This is a genomic window from Rhodopila sp., assembly GCF_035548095.1.
In the GTDB taxonomy this organism is placed as follows: Bacteria; Pseudomonadota; Alphaproteobacteria; order Acetobacterales; family Acetobacteraceae; genus Rhodopila.
Genome location: NZ_DASZUV010000011.1, coordinates 16,785 through 37,672, shown reverse-complemented (window position 1 = coordinate 37,672; position 20,888 = coordinate 16,785). Strand labels below are relative to the sequence as shown.

Below are 20,888 nucleotides of genomic sequence, written 5' to 3'. Positions count from 1 at the left end.
CGGAAGGTCAGGCGCCGACGGCGCGCAGCAGGGGCTTCGGCTTCCTGATCAGGCTTTCGTAAACGCTGACGTAATCCTCGGCCATGCGGCGCGCGGTCCAGCGGCGATCGAACGTGGCGCGGACCCTGGCACGGTCCAGCGTATCGACCTTGGCCAGGGCCTTCACCGCCTGGTCGATATTATTGACGATGAAACCGGTGACGCCATCATCCATCACCTCTGGGACGGAGCCGCAGTTGAAGGCGATCACCGGCGTACCGCAGGCCATGGACTCGATCATCACCAGGCCGAACGGTTCCGGCCAGTCGATCGGAAACAACAGCGCGTGGGCACCGGACAGAAATGCCGGCTTCTGCGCGTCGTTGATCTCACCGATGAACTCCACGTCGGGGTTGCCGACGATCAGCGGCTTGATTTTGGTGTCGTAGTATTCCTTGTCGGCGTTATCGACCTTGGCGGCGATCTTCAGCTTCATGCCGGCCTTGGCGGCGATGGCGATGGCCCGGTCGGCGCCCTTTTCCGGGGAGATGCGGCCCAGGAAGGCGGCGTATTCCTGCTTCACCGGCAGCGGCGTCAGGATCTGCGACGGCATGCCGTGCAGCACCGTGCGTACCCAGTTCAGGTTCGGAATGGGCCGGCGCTGGCTGTCGGAGATCGACACGAACGGGCAATCGGCGAAGGTGGAGTAGGTCTCGATGAATTCCCGCACGTCCAGCCGGCCATGGATCGTCGTCAGGTAGGGTACGGTCTGGCGGCTGAACAGCTGCAAGGGGAAGTAGTCGATGTGGAAGTGGATCACATCGAACTCGTCCTTCTGGCGATAGATCAGCTCGACCATCCGGTAGTAGGTGGCGACCCAGTCCTTGACGGTGGGGTCAAGGCGCAGCGCCTGCTCCCGCATCGGGGCGAGCCTGGCGGAGGTGACGGAATCGCCACTGGCGAACAGCGTGACATCGTGGCCCATCGCCACGAGTTCCTCGGTCAGCGAGTAGACGACGCGTTCGGTGCCGCCGTACAGCTTGGGCGGAACGGCCTCGAACAGAGGAGACACTTGCGCAATACGCATGAAGAACTGATCCCAGTTTTTACTTTGGGTTGAGTGCCGCTAGGCGCCGTCGTTTCTGTGAGGGAGGTTGGATAACTTAGCCTTGACTTCACAAACTCGTTGCGTCTATCAATTATCGGTTATAGATTTCGAATGTGGCGAAAAGTCGGCGTGCTGGTCGCAATCCGGGGGCATTTTTCGTAATCCCGCGGCGGCGACCATTTCACGACGGAACCAAGCCGCAGGGGAACCAAGCCCCCAGGGGAACCAAGCTCCTGGGGAACCAAGCCCCAGGCAGATCGAAGCGGTCCGGGTCCGCAACTCTCATCCCGGCAGGAGTTTGCCGCCGCCATGGGGCATATTGAGGGGGCGATCGCCCCGCCGTCACTCGGGCCCGTCTCCTTGACCGGGATGCGGCCGCCGACCGCCGCCGGCCGTCCTGTCACCGGCCCGGTAGCCCGCGGGACTGGCAACGACACCGGTCCGCGTCATCAGGATTTTCCTGCCCTGCGCGGCCGGCCGCTGGCGTTTCTGTTCGCATATATAAGGACTCACTCCGCCGGCCATCTGACGGTGCTGCTGTCGGTGATCGTCGGCGTCACCTGCAGCGTTTCCAGCCAATATGGCCTGAAGCACCTGATCGACATCGTCTCTCGCGGGCCGGCTGGCGCCGGGCAGGCGGTCTGGGGCGCGTTCGCCCTGCTGTGCGGCCTGATCGCGGCCGACAACCTGTCCTGGCGCGTCGGCGGCTATGCCGCCCACCGTACCTTCGTCGCGGTCACCGGCGATATCCGGCGCGACCTGTTCCACCACCTGTCCGGCCATGCGCCGTCCTATTTCGCGGAACGCCTGCCGGGCGCGCTGGCCAGCCGGATCAGCGCCACAGCCAACGCCAGTTTCACGCTGGAGAATACTGGGGTGTGGAACGTGCTGCCGCCGATCATTGCGGTCGCGCTGTCGATCGCCTTCATCGGTTCGGTCAACCTCACCCTGGCGCTGACCCTGGTCGCCATCGCCGGCGCCATGGGCGTGGTGGTCTTCCACCTCGCCCGCCGCGGTGCGCCGCTGCACCGCGACTATGCCGGCAAGGCCGCCGCCGTCGATGGTGAACTAGTTGATATCATCGGCAATTTCAGTGTTGTGCGGGCGTTTGGTGCGACATTGCGTGAGCAACGCCGGATTGACGCTGCCATGCACACCGAGATGGCGGCGCGCCGCCGCAGCCTGTATTACATGGAGCATATACGGCTGGTCCACGCGGTGCTGACCGCGGTGCTGACCGCCGGCGTCGTCGCCTGGGGCCTGCTTCTGTGGCAGCACGGCCAGGCATCCGTCGGCGACGTCGTGCTGTTGACCACCCTTGCTTTCGGCATCCTGCACGGCACCCGCGACCTCGCGGTGGCGCTGGTGGACCTGACCCAACACATCGCGCGGCTGGAGGAAGCGATGGGCACCCTGCTGGTGCCGCACGCCCTGCCCGACCATGCCGACGCACAGCGCCTGCACGCCGGACCCGGTGGCGTGGAGTTCGACCATGCCAGCTTCGCCTACCCCGGTCGCCCGGCGGTGCTGAAGGATTTCAACCTGACGATCCGCCCCGGGGAACGGGTCGGCCTGGTCGGCTATTCCGGCGCCGGCAAGTCGACGGTGCTGGCGCTGCTACAGAGATTCTACGACGTGGCCGACGGCAGCGTGCGCATCGACGGGCAGGATATCCGCACGGTCACGCAGGACAGCCTGCGTGACGCCATGGCGATCGTGCCGCAGGATATCTCCCTGTTCCACCGCACGGTGCTGGACAACATCCGCTATGCCCGTCCCGACGCGAGCGAGCCGGAGGTGCTGGCCGCCGCCGAGATGGCGCATTGCCGCGACTTCATCGAGGCGCTGCCGGAAGGCTTCAACACCATGGTCGGTGACCGCGGGGTGAAACTGTCCGGCGGTCAGCGTCAACGCCTGGCGATCGCCCGCGCGCTGCTGAAGGACGCACCGATCCTGCTGCTGGATGAGGCGACCAGTGCGCTTGACACGGAATCGGAACAGGCCATCCAGGCGGCGCTGGACCGCTTGATGGCCGGCCGCACCGTCATCGCCATCGCGCACCGGTTGTCGACCTTGCAGAGCTTCGACCGCATCATCGTCATGGATCACGGCCGCATCGTCGACGACGGATCCCCCGCGACTCTCGCCGCCCGGCCCGGCCCCTACCGGGATCTGCTGCGCAGGCAGCGGATGGAGGCGATCCTGGCGCCCGAGCCGGAGGTGAAAGCGGCCTGATGCGGGCCGGCCGGCCGAGACGGGCCATCCGGGCGGCCACCCATCGGCGGCCCACCCATCATCGGCCCACCCATCGGCGGGCGCCTTGCCGGTCAGCGCGCCAAGGGGGCTTCGTCACGCGATCGGAGGATCTGGTCCGCCTCCCGCGACAGGGAAGCGGCGAGGTCCCAGCATTGCCGGACATCGCCGTCCGATTCCATCGACAGCCGCAGGTGGTCCACCGCGGACATGCGCAGCCCGATGATCCGCCCGATCCGCAGCAGATCCGGGACCGAACGCGGTCCATAGCCCTCGATCCGGTCACGGACCATGGCTGCGGCGAGCTGGGGGTCGCCGCCCGCCGGCCCCAGGAACAGCGGCAGCAGCACGTCAACCATCGTCTCGGTGACAGAGGCCAGCGCGTTGCCGGCGGATGGGGAAGCGCCCATAGGATAGCTCTTCATAGTTGCTTACAATAGACATATACTATTACAGGTTGTGGTATATGGCAAGACCGGGCGAGACTGCGAGGCGTCAGCCGGGTGCCCTCTTTGAGGGCGCGCGCCACGGTGCGGGCCGACGATCCGTGCGGAAACGAGCATGGAATTTCCCCGCCCATGCTGGGGCTGCGCAAGACAAGGACGGGATTTGGCCTGGAAGCCCAGGACGTGCCGGGCCCTGGCCCGGTCGGCCCCGGCCAGGTCCGTATCCAGATGGAGGCCGTGGGAATCTGCGGCAGCGATGTTCACGCCTATGAATGGGCAGATGGCTATGACTTCATGGTGCCGCATCTGCCGGTCACCATGGGGCGCGAATTCCCGGCCGGGTGATTGCCGTCGGCCCGGGCACCGCGGTGACCGCGGGCACGCGCTGGCCTCCACCCGGCGCCGCTGACCCTGCCGCTGACCCCGTTCGTGCGGAATAGGCACCAGTTGCGTGCCTCGCATGGGCGGGAACCGCGCACCGGGGAGCGGGTCATCGCGCTGCTGGGCCGCGACCCCGAAGGCTATCGGCCGATGATCACTCATCGCCTGCCGCTGGAGCGCGGATTGGAAGGGCTCGAACTTGCCCGTCAGCGCGCCGCCAGCGAGGTGATCTTGAGACCATGACCGCCATGCCGGGCGGACGGCGCGGCCGGTCCGGCTGGCATGGCGGTCACTCCCCGGCGAAGGCCTCGTCGGCGATATCCCGCACATCGCCCGGCGCCGCCGGCAGGATCAGCGCCGCCGCGCCGGCAGCGCCTACCGGGCTGGTCATCCGCCATGCCCGCAATCCGGCCGCGAAGGTATTGCAGGCTCGGCTCCAGAGCTCACCGATACCGATATCGGCGTGCAACGGACCGTCGGGCACCCCGGTCACGTCGCTGCCGCTGTTCGGCGCCAGGTAGACTGCCATCGCCACCGCGCCTTGCGGATCGCGCAGCTTCACGACAGCGGGCTGCACCGAATGGTTCTCGATCCTTAATGACCGGGCGCCCTGGCCGCGGCGTTCCAGGATCTCGCCGTCATAGGGGACGGGGCCGGCATTGTAGGCGCAATAGGCGCGCCGCGCGGCGTCGGCGTCACCCGGCGCCAGATGCCGCCCTTCGACGAACGCGGTCGCCGTGGCGTCGGTACGGATCTCCACGAGGCCGGTCTTCTTGTCGACATGCAGCGCTTGAACGGAGCTGAACGGCGGCAACTGGCCGATGGCGGTCATGCGGTCGGAATCCTGTTCCCGTCGCCACAACGTGGTGGGGCCCGCCGAGGGGACCACGAAGAAATTGGGTGCGCCGGCCAGCCGGACCGGCGTCGGTCCCAGCAGGGCGGCGCGCTGCGCCGATTCGGGTTGCGGCGCAACCGGCGGCGCGGTCGCGGTGATACCCGCGGAGGTGATGGCGGGCTCGCCGCGCAGGTGCAACGCCACCTCGACGACACCCACGCACAGGATCGCGGCCACCGCCACGCCCGACATGATCGGCATGATCGGAAACGCAACGGCGTCCTGCGGTCCGGCGGTCCCGGTTGCCGACGAGCGCGGGGTGAAGCCGGGCGGCGTGTAGCCCGCGGCCGCGGGGTGGCCCGGCGCCAGCAGATCGTCATCCAGCCAGGACGGCGTGGCGACGTTGGGCCGGAAATCATGCGCCCCGTGCGCCGCCGGCGCGACGGGGGGAACCGGCGGCGGCTCCGGCCGGTTGGCCGACTCGTCATAGGCGCGGCGGCGATCGGGGTGCGACAGCACGTCATAGGCCGAGCGCAATATCAGAAACGCCTCCTTGTTGCCGGTCTTCGGCACATCCGGATGCAGCTTCAGTGCCCTGCGGCGGAAGGCGTGCATGATCGCTTCTTGCGTTGCCGCCGGCTCCACGCCGAGCGCCGCGTAATAGCCCTGCGGATCGCGGGCGAGATCACGGGCGTTGGGGGAATCGTGGCGGCGAAGCGGGGTCATCGGGGGCCGTCCCATCCATCCGCACGGCCGTCATGGCGTGACCATCCGACACAGGCAGGGTATACGCGAATCCTCAAGGTATCTGGCGCCCGCCGCCGGTTGCCGCGCAAGGACGCGGGGACGGCGCCGCGGCCAGACAGGGCGTTCAGGACCGACAGATTTCCAACGGACATCGCAGCATGGCTATAGCAGAACGTCCCCTTCCGGCGGGACCGGTTTTTCGTCCTGGCGCGCGCGATCCGGCACCATCCGCCGAGGCCGGCGCGCCGGACGGCTACCGGCTGCGCTGGGTCGCCCTGGTGGTGCTGCTGGCGGGCGGCTTCCTGCCGCCGGTGGACTTCTTCATCGTCAACGTCGCGCTGTCATCGATCCATGAAAGCCTGAATGCGACGCCCGCGCAGGTGCAGTTCGTCATCTCCGGCTATGCGTCGGGGTACGCGGTCTTCCTGATCACCGGCGGCCGACTGGGCGACCTTTATGGCCGGCGCCGTTGCTTCCTGTTGGGCATGGCCGCCTTCTCATTGGCAAGCCTGGCTTGCGGCATCGCCACCTCGCCGTTGCAGCTGGTGGCGGCACGCATCGCGCAAGGGGCCTCGGCCGCCGTGTTGCTGCCGCAGGTGCTCGGCTCGATCCGGGCAATGTTCCTGAACGAGCGCGAGCTGGCTCGGGCGATGAGTTGCTATGCCATCATGATGGGCCTCGCCGCGGTCACCGGCCAGTTCTTCGGCGGCGCGTTGATCCAATGGAACCCGTTCGGACTGGGCTGGCGCGCGGTGTTCCTGCTGACCCTGCCGGTCTGCGCGGCGACGCTTGTATTGGGCGCGACCGTCGTGCCGCGCACCGGCGGCGGCGCCCGGGTGCGGCTGGACCTGGGCGGGGCGCTGCTGGTGTCGGCGATGCTGGCGGCGGTGGTGGTGCCGCTGTCCGAGGGGCGGGAGCACGGCTGGCCGCCATGGGTATTCGCAACCCTGGCACTGGCGCCCGCGCTGGCACTGGCGTTCGTCTGGTATGAGGGCCGGCTGGCGCGGGTCGGCGGCATGCCGCTGGTGGACATGAGCCTGTTTCGAATCCCCAGCTTCCGCCGCGGCGTTCTGGTGGCGGCGCTGTTCTTCTTCACCACCAGCTTCTACCTGCTGTTCGGCCTGTATCAGCAGGAAGGCCGTGGCGTGGAACCCTTGCATACCGGCCTCGCGATCGTCCCGTACGGTATTGGCCTGTTCCTCGGACCGCTGGCTACCGCGCCGCTGGTGCGGCTGCGGCCCCGGCTGCTGACCATCGGCATGGCGATCCAGGTGACTTTCTATGTGCTGATCGGCCTTGCGGTCGCCCGCGGCCTGGCCGGCTGGTCATTGTCAACGCTGGTGCTGCTGGCCGGCTTCGGCCAGGGCATCGCCTTTCCGCGCCTGTTCGCCACAGTGATGGGCGACGTTCCGCCCGCCCAGGGCGGCGTCGCCGCCGGCATCACCAACAGCGCCCTGCAGATCGGCGCCGCGGTCAGCGTCGCCGCGATCGGCAGCCTGTTCTTCGCGGCACTGGGCGACGCCAGTGACGAACGCAGCTACGCGCATGCCTTCGCCATTGCGCAATGGACACTGTCGGCGGGTCTCTTTTTTGCTATGCTGCTTTCGATTCCATCACGGAGCCGAGCGGGCGCGGCTGGGTCGTAGAGTGTCGGCATGCTTGCCGCGCTGCGCGCTCGTGGCTAAGGAACACGCCATGCCGATTGCCCCGTCCCGCCCACGTTCCTCCCTTCCGTCCCAGGCGCTGCCCGCCGCGGCCGCCTGTGGCCTGCTGCTGCTGCTGTCCGGCTGCAGCGGCATGAATTCGCTCTATCGCACCTTCGGACTGACCCGCGACGCCCCGGATGAATTCACCGTCACCACGCGCGCGCCGTTGTCGATGCCGCCGGATTTCACGTTGCGCCCGCCGCGGCCCGGCGCCCCGCGTCCGCAGGAGCAGTCGGAGCGCCAGGCGGCGGAGGAGGCCCTGGTGCCGCAATTGGCGCTGAACCAGCCGCAAGCGGGCGCCAGCGCGGGACAGGATGCGCTATTGGCGGAGACAGGGCCGGCGGCACCGGCGGATATCCGCCAGAAGGTCAACCAGGATGCGCGCTACGCCGCCGACGATCAGAGCCTGATCGACAAGATCCTGTATTGGCGCAAGCCCGGCACGGAAGGCGCCCAGGTCGACGCGCAGAAAGAGGCGCAACGCCTGCGGCAGAATGCCGCGCTGGGGCAGCCCCCCGATGTCGGCGAAACCCCGATCATCCAGCAGAAGCCGAAGGGCTGGCTCAGCTGGCTGCCCTGGATGTAGGTCCTTTCCGCCTTGTCCGAACCGGCGCGATCCGACCAGGCCGAGGACGGCGCGGTCGTCCATTTCATCCAGGCGTTCGACGGACCCGTATTCCAGGGCGTCGGCCAGGGTGTGCTGGAGTGTGCCGCCTGCGGCAACCGGCTGATCGACGCATATGATCCCGCCTATTTCATCGATATCGGCCTGCAATGCGGACGCTGCGCCGCGGTCACCACCACCCTGCGCCTGGCGGACCCGGCGCGGCCGCCCTTCGCGGTGATCATCGCCGAGCCGGTGGCCGAATCACGCCGCTTCACCGCGACGCTGAACCCGAGTGCCTTCATCATCAGCCGCGCCGAGATCGACCGGGTGGCGGCGCTGTTTCAGCCGCGCACGCCCGACTGGCGGTACCAGATCACTGCCACGCTGCTGGAGGAGGCCGTCGCCACGCATCGGCGGATCACCGGTCGCGATCTGCCCTCGATCCCCGCCGATCCGGCAAGAGGATTGCCGCAGCATGCGCTGGCCTGGGCAATCGCGCATCTGCAGGCGCGCGTGGCGGCTGGACCATGGCGTGCGGACGATGGCATCCCGACGCCGATCGCGGTGGTGACCGTTGCCGGCTTCCTGCATTTCGTGGGCGCCTGGTCGCATCATCCCGGCTTCCCGGCCATGGTGGCGGGGGCGGCGTCGCGAGGCTTTTCCTCGCATGGGCTAGCGCCTTTCGTGGCTGCCTATTGCGCGGCGATGATGGGCAACCGCGTCAGCTTCCCCGCCAGGACCGAGGCGCCGGCGGCGGCCACCGGTTTCGATCTGGCCGTCGGCCCCACCGAGAAGGTGCCCATGGTGCTGGACGTCTTCGACCGGTTCGAGGTGCCGTTCGGCCAACCATGGACTCCTGCCGCGCTGCGCACCGCCGTTGCGGAACGGGTGGCCGCGACGGCCGGACGCATCAATCCGCGGCACCATGGCCTGTTGCTGCTGTCACCCGGGCCCGCGCTGCTTGGTTTCGATGAGGCGCTGATCGCCGCGATCCAGGACGTCGTCCAGGGCCAGGGCCGCCGCCATCGCGGTCTGATGGCGGTCGCTCCGGTGGTGCTGCGCCTGCAGCAGATGCCGGAACCGGACACGGTGCGCCTGTGTTACGGCTTCTTTCCGGTCCCGAACCGGCATTACGAAGGCGACACCGCGCTGCAGGCCGCGCGCTGACCGCCCGGCCGCGCGGCGCGCGGAGTCAGCCGTCCATACCGCTTGCCGAAAGATTCCGATCATGGCCGGGGGACATGCCGCCGGTGATCACCGCGACGTGTCCAGGTTCGGGTCCGGATGGATGGTCGTGCTCAGTACTGTTCCGGCACGTACAGCTCTGGCGGCAAGGTCCGCCGCTCGTAATGCGGATCGAAGACCCGTTCCGGCAGCAGCACAGGATCGTGTGGCACATCCGCGTACGGGATCAGCGACAGCAGGTGGGCGATGCAGTTGAGCCGGGCGCGCTTCTTGTCGTTGCCCTCGACGATATACCAGGGCGCTTCCGGAATGTTCGTGCGGTCGAACATCTCTTCCTTGGCCTTGGTGTATTGCTCCCACCGAACCCGCGACTGCAGGTCCATCGGCGACAGTTTCCACTGCTTGATCGGGTCGTGGATGCGCATCAGGAACCGGTACTGCTGCTCCTGGTCGGTGATGGAGAACCAGTATTTCACCAGGATGATGCCGGACCGGACCAGCATCCGCTCGAACGCCGGCACGTCGCGGAAGAACGATTCCACCTCGGCTTCCGAAGCGAAACCCATCACCCGTTCCACGCCGGCACGGTTGTACCAGCTCCGGTCGAACAGGACCATTTCACCGGCGGCGGGCAGATGCGGAACGTAGCGCTGGAAATACCACTGGGTCTTCTCGCGGTCCGACGGCGCCGGCAGCGCCACGACACGGCAGACGCGCGGATTGACGCGCTGGGTGATCCGCTTGATCACGCCGCCCTTGCCGGCACTGTCCCGGCCCTCGAACAGTACGACGATCTTCAGGCCCTTGTAGCTGACCCAGTCCTGCAGCCGGACCAGCTCCGACTGCAGCCGCAGCAGTTCACGGAAATAGACACCGCGGTCGATCGCTCCTTTCCGATGCACGTCCCGCAGCTTGCGCAGCGCCTCCGGGACCCGGATATCATCGATCTCCTGCTCCAGCTCCTCGTCGAAATCGTCCTCCAGCTCAAGTTCCAGCCAGGATTTATCTTCCAGCTTGGCGGGTCCGCTCGGCATGTACCCTGTTCTCCCGTTCGAGGGGCCCTCGTAGCGCACATCGATGACAGCGAAATGACGGTTTGATGGCCGTTCGATGGGGCGTCCCCATGGGCCCGTGCGTCCCGCCTCCCCATGGGCCCTGACTCCCCGTGGGTCCTCACTCTCCGTAGGCCCGGGCTCCCCGCGGGCCGGCTCCCCGCGGGCCCTGGCACACAGGATCCGTCACGGGCGCATCCCTCCGCCCGCGACGGACCGCCTGCGTTATGGCATCGACGCGGTGCTGCCGCCGTCGACGATGATTTCGGTCGCGGTGATGAACCGCGCCTCGTCCGAGGCGAGGAACAGCACCGCATGCGCGACGTCCCACGCATCGCCCATATGGCCCATCGGCACCGCCGCGTTGCGGGCATCGATCAGCTTCTGCGCGTCATTGCCGCCGACCGTGCGCGCCAGGCGATACTCCACCAGCGGCGTGTGCATCAGGCCCGGCACCACCGTATTCACGCGGATGCCCTTCTTGGCGTAGGTGCCGGCGACGGAGCGCGACAACTGGATGACGCCGGCCTTGGAGGCGCTGTATCCGACATGCGACCGCCCGGACAGGAAGTCATTCCGCATGCCGGCGACTGAGGCGATGTTGACGATGGCGCCCTTGCCCTGCTCCAGCATCACCGGGATCACATATTTGCAGCCCAGGAAGGCGGTCTTCAGGTTGAAGTCGATCTGCCGGTCCCAGACCTCCTCGGACATCGACACCGGATCGCCCGGCGCGGAGCCGCCGACATTGTTCACCAGGATGTCGATCCGCTTGAACCGGCTGACGCAGGCCTGCACCATTTCCTGCACATCCGCCGCCACCATCAGGTCGCAGACATGGGTGGCGCAGGTACCGCCCTCGGCCTCGATCAGCGCCTTGGTCTCGTTCACCGCGGCCTCGTTGATGTCCACCAGGAACACCGACGCCCCCTGCCGCGCCATCAGCACCGCCGTGGCCTTGCCGTTGCCATAGATCTTGCTGCCGGCATCGCCGACCGATCCGGCCCCCGCGACGATGGCGACTTTCCCGTTCAAGCTGAGCATCGATGTTTCCTCCTGCGAACCCGCCTCAGATAGCTCCCCTGCCCGCTCGGGCCAAGGCGCGCACCATTGCGTCCCTTGCCACACCTCGGGTTCCCGCCATGCTGCCGGGTCCGAACCGATCCTGCCGCGCCAACTGGCGGACCAAGCCCCGGCATGCACCCTCGCCGGCTTCCGGCCTGGTCATCGGCCGGGCCCCAGCGTCCTGCTGCTGAAACACGCGGGCCGGGTTATCGCGCACCGATCGGGTTGCGGAACGGCTAACCGCAGCGCCCGGCGGTCCCTACCACTCGATGGGCGCGGCGGTCGGTCCTGGCGCCGGCATGGGGACGTCCATCTCGGCGACCGCCATCGGCATGGCGGCGACCCCCGTCAGCAGCAGGATCATGCCGCCCTCGGCGACCGGCAGCCCACGCAGGTAGCGGTCCTGCTGGCCCAGCGCGACCTGCGCGACCGCTTCCTCACCGGTACGCAATGCGAGTGCCCGCCGAGCGATCTCGGCCTCGGGGTCTGCGGGGGGCGGATCGAACAGTCCTAGCGCCGCCTGCTGGCGCAGCATTGCGTCGATCGGTTGATTCTCTTCCAGCGGCACACCGATCCCCTGCTCGAACCGCCGGTTCCAGCGAATCAGGCGCTGCTCCGGGTCCACCAGCGCGACACCATCGGACACGTGCTCCAACAATGTCCGCAGCCGCGCTGATTGCAACTGGCTCCGTTCCGCCAGCCGCGCCTCATCCTGGCGCAGCCGCTCCAGCTCGGCGGAGTCGCGCAAATAGGCCCGCTCCCGCCGCTGATTGGCCCTGTTGCGATAGAAGGCCCAGGCGACGATCCCGGCGATGACCAGTAGGGTGCCGCTGGCCAGCAGGCCGACCATCCGCGCGTTGCTGGCGAAGCTGGCGGCGGGTGCCAGCGCCTCGGCCTCGGTGGTGCCGACAAGGATCATCATGTCCTGGTTCGGTATCCGGTAGAATGCCATGATGCGGGGAACGTCGTCGATCGGACTGACCCCGCCCCAGACCCCGCTATCGGTCTTCTGCATGTTCGCAAACAGCGGTGTCTTCGCGAGGTTGCGTTCGGGCCGGCGCGCGGCCGGTCCGATGATCGTCTGGAGACCGCCATTCTTCATGTCGACGATCCCGGCCAGCGCATTGGTGCCGAACCAGTTCGAGGAGAACAGCTTCACCAGCTGGCCCGTGCGGTAGGAGGCGCCGATGATCCAGCCAGGCGGCCGTTCGAGGGGACGAGCGACATACATGATAAAGCGCCGCGCCTCGACGATGCGCTCCGACGAGGTATCGCCTTCCACCAGCACGCCGGTCTGGGGCGGACGGGTATCGATGCGCTCGAGCGACCCGTGCGGCCACGATACGTAGCCGGACGCGATATTTTGTCCCACCGCCTGCGGCAGGATGTCCTGACGGATCACCCGCTTGTTATCGGCAATGAACAGGTCATCGCTCACCGCCGTCAGCGCGGGCAGCCTGTCCTTCCACTTGGCGAGGTCGAACTGGCCGGAATCGGTGTCCCAGGCCTGCTGCAGGACCGTGAGGCTCTGATCGATCATCAGCAGTTCATAGCCGACGGTCTTGGCCATGATCGCCGCCTGGCCCAGCAGGTTGCGCTGGACCGAGTCGCGGACCTGATCGCGCTGATCCTGGATGGTGCGGCTGGTGACCATCCATACCAGGACCACCAGCACGGCGCCGATGGCGAAGGACACAACCGCCCCGGCGATCTCCATGCCACCGATCGAACGCCTGACACGGTCCGCGCGAACGGCCTGCGCGGGTGTATACCGGCGTGCCGAGGACCCGGTTCGATTCCGCCTGGACTTCCTGCTCGGCATGCTGCTTCAACTCGTTTGAACAAGACTTGATCAAGACCAGGACTGACGACTGGCCGCGTCCCGCCGCGCAGCGGGCCGGAGGCAATCGGCCGCCGCGATCGCGCGACCCTACCGGCCGGCCTCGGCCTCGGCAACGATTGCAGAGAGGCGCCCGCACAATCGCCGGAAGGCCGGACCGCCGCGCGCGCTGGGCGCATAGGTGGATCAGTACGGCAAATCCCTGCTGATCCTTGACTTTTCCGGTCGCAATCCCGATACCCCGCGCGTCGCGTGAGTGGAAGCCGCGTGCGTCTTGCGCAGCGGGATGCGCCCCGCGCCCCCGCCGGGCCGGCATCCGCACGCACCAGCCAAGGAACCGACTGGATCCGTTTTGACCGAAATAACAACCGCCTCACCGGGACCGAACGGCGTGCACGATGACACGCCGAAACACGAGGCCAACGTGACCGAGCACGCTGAAACCGTACACGCCGACACCGCCCGACCGGACAAGGACGACGCACGGAAGACTGCGGCCACTGCCGCCGGACCGGCGGAACACCTGCCGGAGGCCGACATGTCCGCATCGGATACGCGCCGATCCGGCACGCTGGCAGCCGACATGCCCACGGCGGAGGCGAGCCCGCCCGCCGCGGTGATCAGGCACGCGGAGACCGAGGCGGCAACACCCTCTACCGTGGCGGAACCGGGCATGAGCGCCCCGCCGGCCGACACTCCGCACGCCGAGGCCGTATCCGGCGATAGTGCCGCGGCCGAGGATGCTGCTGTTGAGGATGCCGCTGTCGAGGATGTCGGGCCGGCCGAGACCGCGCCGGTCCCGATCCTTGAAGGACCGCCGCCGGAACCCCAACGGACCACGTTCGCCGATCTCGGCCTGTCCGAGGATGTGCTGCGGGCTATCGACGACATGGGCTACCGGCACCCGACGCCGATCCAGGAGCAGGCGGTTCCCCAGGTCCTGATGGGCCGTGACGTGCTGGGCATCGCGCAAACCGGCACCGGCAAGACCGCCAGCTTCACCCTGCCGATGCTGGATATCCTGACCGGACGACGGGCCCGGGCGCGCATGCCACGCAGCCTGATCCTGGAACCGACGCGCGAACTGGCGCTGCAGGTGGCCGAGAATTTCGTCAATTACGGCAAATACCTGAAACTGACCCACGCGCTGATCATCGGCGGCGAGAGCATGACCGATCAGCGGGAAGTACTGAATCGCGGCGTCGATGTGCTGATCGCCACGCCCGGCCGGCTGCTGGACATGTTCGACCGCGGATCGGTCCTGATGTCCGACACCGGCATTCTGGTGATCGACGAAGCCGACCGCATGCTGGACATGGGCTTCATTCCGGACGTCGAGCGCATCGTCTCCCTGCTGCCGGCAAGCCGGCAGACGCTGTTCTTCTCGGCGACCATGGGGCCGGAGATCCGCCGCCTGGCGGACGCGTTCCTGCGGAACCCGAGGGAGATCACGGTCGCCCGAGCGGCGTCGGTGGCGACGACCATCACCGAGGGCCTGGCCCTGGTGGCGGAACATGACAAGCGGGAGGCGCTGCGCCGGCTGATCCGGTCGCAGAACGTGCAGAACGCGCTGATCTTCTGCAACCGCAAGGTCGACGTGGACATCCTGTACAAGTCGCTGACCAAGCACCAGTTCAGCGCCGGCGCGCTGCACGGTGACCTGTCACAGACGATCCGCTTCCAGACACTGGAAAAATTCAAGGCCGGCGATCTGAAGCTGCTGGTATGCAGCGACGTCGCCGCGCGCGGGTTGGACATCGGCGGACTGTCGCACGTGTTCAATTTTGACGTGCCGATCCATGCCGAGGACTACGTGCACCGCATCGGCCGCACCGGCCGCGCCGGCTTGTCGGGCAACGCCTTCACCATCGCCGCGCCCGATGACCGTTATGCGGTCGAGCAGATCGAGAAACTGATCGGCCACGCGATCCCGCCGGTGATCGTCGAGGGGCTGGACCCGGTCGACTGGGCCGAGGGTGCCGGCCGCAAGCGCCGGGGCCGCGGTGCCAGGGCGGAGCCGAAGAAGCCCGCCGCCCGCAAGGCCACCGAACCGAAGACGCGCACCCCGAAGAGCCGCCGCGACGCGCCCGCCGAGGACCGCCCGGTCACGAGCCGCACCAAGCGGGATGAAAGCCGCCAGGGGGAGGCTCGACGCGGAGAAGCCCAGCGTCAGGAAGCCCAGCGTGGCGAGGCTCATCGGGACGAGCCAAGGCGGGACGAGCCAAGGCGGGACGAGCCGCGAAGGGAAGCCGCTCGGCGGGAGGAGAGCCGCCGCGATGACACGCGTTGGGGAGAACCGCGCCGCGATGAGGGCCGCCGGGATGAAGGCCGGCGCGAACGCTACCGGCGGGACGACGACCTCGGCCCGGCGGTTGTCGGCTTCGGCGACGATGTGCCAGCCTTCATGCTGCTGCGTCCCCGGCGTCCCCGTTCCACCGACATTAATGAGACAGACGCATGAACGACACCTCTGCCCGGCCCTCCAGCCCCTTCACCCCGTTCGCCTGGGACGATGCGCTGCGCCTGGACGCCGCGCTGACCGAGGATGAGCGGGCCATCCGCGACGCCGCCCAAGCGTTCTGCCAGGAGAAGCTGTTTCCTCGCGTGCTGATGGCCAACCGGCAGGAGCATTTCGACCGGGAGATCATGAACGAGTACGGGGAAATGGGTTTCCTCGGCGCCACGCTGCAGGGCTATGGCTGCGCCGGCGTGAACTATGTCAGCTACGGCCTGATCTCCCGCGAAGTGGAGCGTGTCGATTCCGGCTATCGCTCGGCGTTTTCCGTCCAGTCCTCGCTGGTGATGTTCCCGATCTACACGTTCGGGTCGGAGGAGCAGCGCCAGAAGTTCATCCCCAAGCTGCGCAGCGGTGCGTTCGTCGGCTGTTTCGGCCTGACGGAGCCGGATGCCGGGTCGGACCCGGCCTCGATGCGCACGCGCGCGAAGAAGGTCGATGGCGGCTTCGTGCTGAACGGATCGAAGACCTGGATCACCAATGCGCCGATCGCCGACGTGCTGGTGGTATGGGCGAAGGACGACGCCGGCGACATCCGCGGCTTCATCCTGGAACGCGGCATGGCCGGGCTGACAACGCCGAAGATCGAAGGGAAGTTCTCGCTGCGGGCATCGGTCACCGGGATGATCATGATGCAGGACGTGTTCGTCCCCGCCGAGAACCAGCTGCCGAACGTGAAGGGGCTGCGCGGCCCGTTCTCCTGCCTCAACAACGCGCGCTACGGCATTGCCTGGGGCGCGCTGGGCGCCGCCGAGTTCTGCTGGCACGCCGCCCGCGACTATACGCTGCAGCGGATGATGTTCGGCCGGCCGCTGGCGGCGACGCAGCTGATCCAGAAGAAGCTGGCGGACATGCAGACCGAGATCACACTGGGCCTGCATGGCGTGCTGCGGCTGGGCCGGCTGATGGAGGAGCACAACGCCGCGCCCGAGATGATCAGCCTGATGAAGCGCAACAACTGCGGCAAGGCATTGGAGATCGCGCGCGTCGCGCGCGACATGCACGGCGGCAACGGCATCGTCGATGAGTATCACGTGATCCGCCACGTGATGAACCTGGAGACGGTGAACACCTACGAAGGGACCCATGACGTGCATGCCCTGATCCTGGGCCGTGCCCAGACGGGCATTTCGGCGTTCGGCGCCGCCTGACATCGGGGTTTCGGGCACCGGCCGGTTCGGAGCTTGGCCCGTCGCGGACTCGTCCTGACCGGCGCCTTGGCTTTCTGTCGACAATTGCGGTCCGCCACCCGCGCCCTTTTTGACCAGGGCGCGGTGGCGGGCCTGTGGCCGCCATGACGGAAGCCCGGTCGTTATGGGAAGTCAGGGCCGGCCGGTCGGCCGTTACCGCGAGCCCGGGTTAGCCGACACGCTGTGATGGGAAGCCTCGGTGGGTCGTTACGGGAAGTCCCGGTCAGGCGGCCCTGTCATGATGGACGGCGCGGGTTGTTCGAGACCTGCCGGGGTCGCTCTACAAATATATCAACATCATCCTATAGTAATTTGATTAATTGAGTCTTTTACCAACAGCAGGATCGGCCCGGACCGATAAACCATGATAGGGTCGGGTTGACCCGGTCATGCTTTGTCCACCGCTTTGCTTCAAGGGGTGCGATTCACGCCCTCTCACCGCCGGCTTCAGGCGGTCGCGCTCTCTAATGCGGTAGCAGAGCCCGCAACGCCTCAAGCTCCGTCAGCGCCTCGTGCAACAGGGCCTTCAGCTTCTCCACCTCACCTGAATCAGTCTTCGGCCGTGGGGCGGACCGAGCGGCGGGCGGCGCCGGGGACGGTAGCAATTCCAGGCCGGGAATCAGTGCGCTGTCATCCGGCTGAAGGCTGGCCTTTTCGGCATCCGCGGCAGCCCGCTCATCCGCGCTGGGCGGCGGGATATCGTCGGACAGATGGCCTCCGCCTTCACGCAGCAACCGCTGGACCCCCTTGATGGTGTAGCCCTGCGTATACAGCAGATCGGCGATTCGCCGCAGCAGGCCGATATCGTCCGGCCGGTAATAGCGCCGGCCGCCGCCACGCTTCAGCGGCCGGACCTGCGGAAACCTCGTCTCCCAGAAGCGGAGGACGTGCTGCGGAATGTGAAGCTCGTCCGCCACCTCGCTGATCGTGCGGAAAGCGTTGGGCGCTTTCTTAGGGCGCGGCCGCTGCCCGGCGTCCAGGCCCGCATCCTTGACGTCCTCGGTCACGCCGCCCGGCCGAGGCTATCGTGCGTCAGCTCACTCATCCTCGTCCCCTTCGCCCGGCGGGGTGCCGTTGACATGCGCCTTCAGCACGTGGCTGGGCCGGAACACCAGCACCCGGCGCGGCAGGATCGGTACTTCCTCTCCGGTTTTCGGGTTGCGGCCGATGCGCCGCCCTTTCTGGCGTACCGAAAACGTGCCGAACCCACTGATCTTGACGGTTTCTCCCTGCTCCAGCCGCGCCGCGATGCGGTCGAGGACGTCTTCCAGCAGATCGGCTGATTCGTTCCGCGATAGGCCGACCTGGGTGTAGATCATTTCGGCGATATGGGCGCGGGTGATGGTGAGCATTCATGAATGCTATGGACGCGTTTATGCACCGTCAAGTTTTTGGCGGTGAAAAACCCTCAGTTTCAGAGGCTTGCGGGAAGGCACCGTGCCGCTGTGTCATTTCCGCCGCGTTCGCCCCTGATCTTGAGGCAGAACGCGGGATCTACATGCGGACCAACGCGGATCCCCAGGTCAGACCGCCGCCCAGCGCCTCTAGCAGCACCAGCTGCCCGTCGCGGATCCGGCCGTCCTGCCGAGCCTCGGCCAACGCCAGGGGTACCGAGGCCGCGGAGGTGTTGGCGTGCCGGTCCACCGTCACGACCACCCGTTCCGGCGGCAGGCTCAGCTTGCGGCCCATCGCGTCGATGATGCGCCGGTTGGCCTGGTGCGGCACCAGCCAGTCGATGTCGGCATGCGTCAATCCGTTGGCCGCCATCGCCTCGTCCACCGCCTCGGCCAGGCGGGTCACCGCATGGCGGAACACTTCGCGGCCGTTCATGACCAGATGTCCGGGATGGTCGGGCTGACCGACCGCGCCGTCGACATACAGGATGTCGCCCAAGGTGCCCTGGGCGTGGATATGGGTGGACAGGATGCCGCGCCGGTCGACCTCGCCGTCCGATGCGGCGGCACGCAGGAACACCGCGCCGGCACCGTCGCCGAACAGCACGCAGGTGCCGCGGTCCTGCCAGTTCAGGATGCGGGAATAGACCTCGCTGCCGATCACCAGCACGCCGGTCGCCTGGCGCGCCTTGATCAGCCCATCGGCGACGGACAGGCCATAGATGAACCCGGCGCAGGCGGCCGACAGGTCGAAGCCGAAGCCGCGCTTGACCCCCAGCGCCGCCTGCACGCGCAGCGCGGTGGCGGGAAACGCCTGGTCGGGGGTGCTGGTGGCCAGGATGATCGCGTCCACGTCGTCGACCGTGGCACCGGCATCGGCCAGGGCCGCCCGTGCCGCGGCGGTGCCCATGAACGCCGTCGTTTCATGATGCGCGGCGAAATGCCGCTGGCGGATGCCGGTCCGCTCCCGGATCCATTCATCCGAGGTGTCGACGGTACGCGCCAGCTCGTCATTGCTGACGATCCGCTCAGGCAAGTAGCCGCCGCAACCGGCGAGAATGGAACAGGGCTGCATGACGGGTCCTGATCAGGCGGTGGCCAACTGGTTGTCGTCGGTCGCGCTCAACGGCGGCGCGTCGCCTCCGGCGTTGGCCTCTGCCGCCGGCAGCTTGTTCTTGTCGGTGCCGCCCCGCTTGTCCAGCCCCAGCCTGGCCAGATCGTCACGGATGCGGTCATTGAAGCGGTGCACGACCATGTCCATCGCGACATCGACGGCATGGGCGAAACCCTGGGCGTCGGTGCCGCCATGCGACTTCACCACGACACCGTTCAGCCCGACCATCACCGCGCCGTTGTAACGCCGTGGATCGAGCCATTCGCGCAGCCGGTCCAGGCCCGGTCGCACCAACAGATAGGCTATCTTGGCGATGAGGCCGCTCGTGAAGACCATCTTCATGAACTCGCCCATCAGCTTCAGCGCGCCCTCGCCCGTCTTCAACGCGACGTTGCCGGTGAAGCCATCGGTGACGACGACATCGACGGTGCCGCCGGCGATGTCATGGCCTTCGACGAAGCCGTGGAATTGCGGAGCCAGATGGCTGGCGCGCAATACCTCGGCGGCGTCGCGGACGGTGTCGACACCCTTCAGATCCTCGGAGCCGACATTCAGCAGGCCGATGGTCGGCGCGGTCAGGCCCAGTACGGTGCGGGCGAACACGTCACCCATGACGGCGAATTCCACCAGATTGCGCACGTCGCATTGCACGTTGGCACCCAGATCCAGCATCACCACGTCGCCACGCCGGGAGGGCGCGATGGCGGCCATCGCCGGCCGGTCGATGCCGGGCAGGGATTTCAGCACGATCTTCGACAGCGTCAGCAGCGCGCCGGTATTGCCGGCCGACACGACGCCGGCGGCATCCCCGGCCACCACCGCGTCGATCGCCACCCGCATGGAGGATTTCCGCAGCCGCAGCGCCGCGGTCGGCTTCATGTCCCCGGTTACCACCTCGGTGGCGTGCAGCACGGTACAGACGGCCTGGGCCCGCCGCCGCTTCCGCAGCAGCGCGGTCAGTTTCGGCTCATCGCCGATCAGCAGGAAACGGGCCTCCGGGTGCCTCTCGGCGGCAAGCTCCAACCCGTCGATCACCATGTCCGGCGCCTGATCGCCGCCCATGGCGTCGATGGCGAGGGCATACCGCGCGCGGGACGGATCGCTCACCGCCGGACGGGGCGCTTGCCGCGAATCAGGCTCTGACGGAGCCTCGCAGCGACTTGCCGGCCGCGACGACTTCGCGTCCGTCATAGTGGCCGCAATGGCTGCAGATATGGTGCGGCCGCTTCAGCTCGCCGCAATTCCCACACTCGGCATACGCCTCGCGGTTCAGCGCCTCGTGGCTGCGCCGCATGCCACGGCGGGAGGGGGAGGTCTTTCTCTTCGGTACGGCCATGGAACCGGCTCTTTCTAAAACAAGTCAGCGCCCGCGGCGCGGCAAGGCCGGCTTTCAGACGCCATGAGAGGAACGCGTGAGCGGCGCCCTCTAGCAGAGCGGCCCCCTCGCCGCAATGGTTGTTCCGGCCAAAAT

Annotated in this window: 18 protein-coding genes and 1 pseudogene; 8 read left to right on the top strand and 11 right to left on the bottom strand. The window is 67.5% G+C overall.

All coding sequences use genetic code 11. The features are described from left to right. Positions 1-7 precede the first annotated feature (7 nt). Positions 8-1,066, bottom strand: a complete 1,059-nt coding sequence (locus VHC04_RS09510) for a glycosyltransferase family 4 protein (protein WP_325680436.1) — start codon at positions 1,064-1,066, stop codon at positions 8-10. Between the two features lie 330 nt (positions 1,067-1,396). On the opposite strand from VHC04_RS09510, the gene VHC04_RS09505 reads away from it, so the two are divergent. After that, complete coding sequence (locus tag VHC04_RS09505; protein WP_325680434.1) at positions 1,397-3,322, top strand: ABC transporter ATP-binding protein; 1,926 nt, start codon at positions 1,397-1,399, stop codon at positions 3,320-3,322. A 92-nt stretch (positions 3,323-3,414) separates the two neighbouring features. Here the strand turns inward: VHC04_RS09505 and VHC04_RS09500 are convergent, their stop codons facing one another. Next, entirely contained in the window at positions 3,415-3,765 is a 351-nt protein-coding gene (locus tag VHC04_RS09500) for a hypothetical protein (protein WP_325680432.1), read from the bottom strand. A 153-nt stretch (positions 3,766-3,918) separates the two neighbouring features. Here VHC04_RS09500 and VHC04_RS09495 point away from each other — a divergent pair, with 153 nt between their 5' ends. Together VHC04_RS09495 and VHC04_RS09490 are read left to right on the top strand one after the other, a co-directional pair. Then, the gene (locus VHC04_RS09495) at positions 3,919-4,131 is read left to right on the top strand and encodes an alcohol dehydrogenase catalytic domain-containing protein (RefSeq protein WP_325680430.1); all 213 of its coding nucleotides are present in this window, start codon (positions 3,919-3,921) and stop codon (positions 4,129-4,131) included. An 84-nt stretch (positions 4,132-4,215) separates the two neighbouring features. Next, positions 4,216-4,410 carry a hypothetical protein gene (locus VHC04_RS09490; RefSeq protein WP_325680428.1) on the top strand — a complete coding sequence of 65 codons (195 nt, stop codon included), beginning with the start codon at positions 4,216-4,218 and terminating at the stop codon, positions 4,408-4,410. Positions 4,411-4,456: 46 nt separating this feature from the next. On the opposite strand, the gene VHC04_RS09485 is transcribed toward VHC04_RS09490, so the two are convergent. Beyond that, a complete protein-coding gene (locus tag VHC04_RS09485) occupies positions 4,457-5,728 on the bottom strand; it encodes a J domain-containing protein (RefSeq protein WP_325680426.1) in 1,272 nt (423 codons plus the stop codon). 179 nt (positions 5,729-5,907) lie between these two features. Between VHC04_RS09485 and VHC04_RS09480 the strand changes: the two genes are divergently transcribed. Genes VHC04_RS09480 through VHC04_RS09470 form a run of 3 tightly spaced genes read left to right on the top strand, consistent with a single transcriptional unit; the run spans position 5,908 to position 9,229 of the window. Further along, complete coding sequence (locus tag VHC04_RS09480; protein WP_325680424.1) at positions 5,908-7,395, top strand: MFS transporter; 1,488 nt, start codon at positions 5,908-5,910, stop codon at positions 7,393-7,395. A gap of 49 nt (positions 7,396-7,444) precedes the next feature. After that, positions 7,445-8,041: a DUF3035 domain-containing protein gene (locus tag VHC04_RS09475; protein WP_325680422.1), complete on the top strand. Its 597-nt coding sequence runs from the start codon at positions 7,445-7,447 to the stop codon at positions 8,039-8,041. Positions 8,042-8,053: 12 nt separating this feature from the next. Next, entirely contained in the window at positions 8,054-9,229 is a 1,176-nt protein-coding gene (locus VHC04_RS09470) for a hypothetical protein (protein WP_325680420.1), read from the top strand. Between the two features lie 131 nt (positions 9,230-9,360). On the opposite strand, the gene ppk2 is transcribed toward VHC04_RS09470, so the two are convergent. From ppk2 to VHC04_RS09455, 3 genes are all read right to left on the bottom strand, one after another. Continuing rightward, positions 9,361-10,281 (bottom strand): polyphosphate kinase 2, encoded by a 921-nt coding sequence (gene ppk2 / locus VHC04_RS09465; RefSeq protein WP_325680418.1) that lies wholly within the window; start codon positions 10,279-10,281, stop codon positions 9,361-9,363. Positions 10,282-10,524: 243 nt separating this feature from the next. Further along, a complete protein-coding gene (locus tag VHC04_RS09460; RefSeq protein WP_325680416.1) occupies positions 10,525-11,343 on the bottom strand; it encodes an SDR family NAD(P)-dependent oxidoreductase in 819 nt (272 codons plus the stop codon). Between the two features lie 280 nt (positions 11,344-11,623). After that, on the bottom strand, positions 11,624-13,081 hold the full coding sequence (locus tag VHC04_RS09455; RefSeq protein WP_325680414.1) for a PAS-domain containing protein: 1,458 nt from the start codon (positions 13,079-13,081) through the stop codon (positions 11,624-11,626). A 796-nt stretch (positions 13,082-13,877) separates the two neighbouring features. On the opposite strand from VHC04_RS09455, the gene VHC04_RS09450 reads away from it, so the two are divergent. After that, a complete protein-coding gene (locus tag VHC04_RS09450) occupies positions 13,878-15,665 on the top strand; it encodes a DEAD/DEAH box helicase (RefSeq protein ID WP_408903800.1) in 1,788 nt (595 codons plus the stop codon). Further along, positions 15,662-16,870, top strand: a complete 1,209-nt coding sequence (locus VHC04_RS09445) for an acyl-CoA dehydrogenase (RefSeq protein ID WP_325680412.1) — start codon at positions 15,662-15,664, stop codon at positions 16,868-16,870. Before VHC04_RS09450 ends, VHC04_RS09445 begins: the two co-directional genes overlap by 4 nt. A gap of 755 nt (positions 16,871-17,625) precedes the next feature. On the opposite strand, the pseudogene VHC04_RS23145 reads toward VHC04_RS09445, so the two are convergent. The 5 genes and pseudogenes from VHC04_RS23145 to rpmF all read right to left on the bottom strand — a co-directional run. Beyond that, positions 17,626-17,862: pseudogene (locus VHC04_RS23145) on the bottom strand (MerR family transcriptional regulator); the annotation flags it as partial. Positions 17,863-17,946: 84 nt separating this feature from the next. After that, complete coding sequence (locus VHC04_RS09435; RefSeq protein ID WP_325680408.1) at positions 17,947-18,261, bottom strand: integration host factor subunit alpha; 315 nt, start codon at positions 18,259-18,261, stop codon at positions 17,947-17,949. 142 nt (positions 18,262-18,403) lie between these two features. Continuing rightward, entirely contained in the window at positions 18,404-19,378 is a 975-nt protein-coding gene (locus tag VHC04_RS09430; protein ID WP_325680406.1) for a beta-ketoacyl-ACP synthase III, read from the bottom strand. Positions 19,379-19,390: 12 nt separating this feature from the next. Then, positions 19,391-20,524, bottom strand: coding sequence for a phosphate acyltransferase PlsX (plsX, locus tag VHC04_RS09425; protein ID WP_325680404.1), 1,134 nt, complete (start codon positions 20,522-20,524; stop codon positions 19,391-19,393). Positions 20,525-20,549: 25 nt separating this feature from the next. After that, positions 20,550-20,753, bottom strand: a complete 204-nt coding sequence (gene rpmF, locus VHC04_RS09420; RefSeq protein WP_325680402.1) for a 50S ribosomal protein L32 — start codon at positions 20,751-20,753, stop codon at positions 20,550-20,552. Between the last annotated feature and the right edge of the window lie 135 nt (positions 20,754-20,888).

Bases quoted from the DNA above. Each gene is read 5' to 3' on its own strand.
- VHC04_RS09510 (WP_325680436.1), bottom strand. From the start codon at position 1,066: ATGCGTATTGCGCAAGTGTCTCCTCTGTTCGAGGCCGTTCCGCCCAAG.
- VHC04_RS09505 (WP_325680434.1), top strand. From the start codon at position 1,397: ATGGGGCATATTGAGGGGGCGATCGCCCCGCCGTCACTCGGGCCCGTC.
- VHC04_RS09500 (WP_325680432.1), bottom strand. From the start codon at position 3,765: ATGAAGAGCTATCCTATGGGCGCTTCCCCATCCGCCGGCAACGCGCTG.
- VHC04_RS09495 (WP_325680430.1), top strand. From the start codon at position 3,919: ATGCTGGGGCTGCGCAAGACAAGGACGGGATTTGGCCTGGAAGCCCAG.
- VHC04_RS09485 (WP_325680426.1), bottom strand. From the start codon at position 5,728: ATGACCCCGCTTCGCCGCCACGATTCCCCCAACGCCCGTGATCTCGCC.
- VHC04_RS09480 (WP_325680424.1), top strand. From the start codon at position 5,908: ATGGCTATAGCAGAACGTCCCCTTCCGGCGGGACCGGTTTTTCGTCCT.
- VHC04_RS09475 (WP_325680422.1), top strand. From the start codon at position 7,445: ATGCCGATTGCCCCGTCCCGCCCACGTTCCTCCCTTCCGTCCCAGGCG.
- ppk2 (WP_325680418.1), bottom strand. From the start codon at position 10,281: ATGCCGAGCGGACCCGCCAAGCTGGAAGATAAATCCTGGCTGGAACTT.
- VHC04_RS09460 (WP_325680416.1), bottom strand. From the start codon at position 11,343: ATGCTCAGCTTGAACGGGAAAGTCGCCATCGTCGCGGGGGCCGGATCG.
- VHC04_RS09455 (WP_325680414.1), bottom strand. From the start codon at position 13,081: ATGGAGATCGCCGGGGCGGTTGTGTCCTTCGCCATCGGCGCCGTGCTG.
- VHC04_RS09450 (WP_408903800.1), top strand. From the start codon at position 13,878: ATGAGCGCCCCGCCGGCCGACACTCCGCACGCCGAGGCCGTATCCGGC.
- VHC04_RS09445 (WP_325680412.1), top strand. From the start codon at position 15,662: ATGAACGACACCTCTGCCCGGCCCTCCAGCCCCTTCACCCCGTTCGCC.
- VHC04_RS09435 (WP_325680408.1), bottom strand. From the start codon at position 18,261: ATGCTCACCATCACCCGCGCCCATATCGCCGAAATGATCTACACCCAG.
- VHC04_RS09430 (WP_325680406.1), bottom strand. From the start codon at position 19,378: ATGCAGCCCTGTTCCATTCTCGCCGGTTGCGGCGGCTACTTGCCTGAG.
- rpmF (WP_325680402.1), bottom strand. From the start codon at position 20,753: ATGGCCGTACCGAAGAGAAAGACCTCCCCCTCCCGCCGTGGCATGCGG.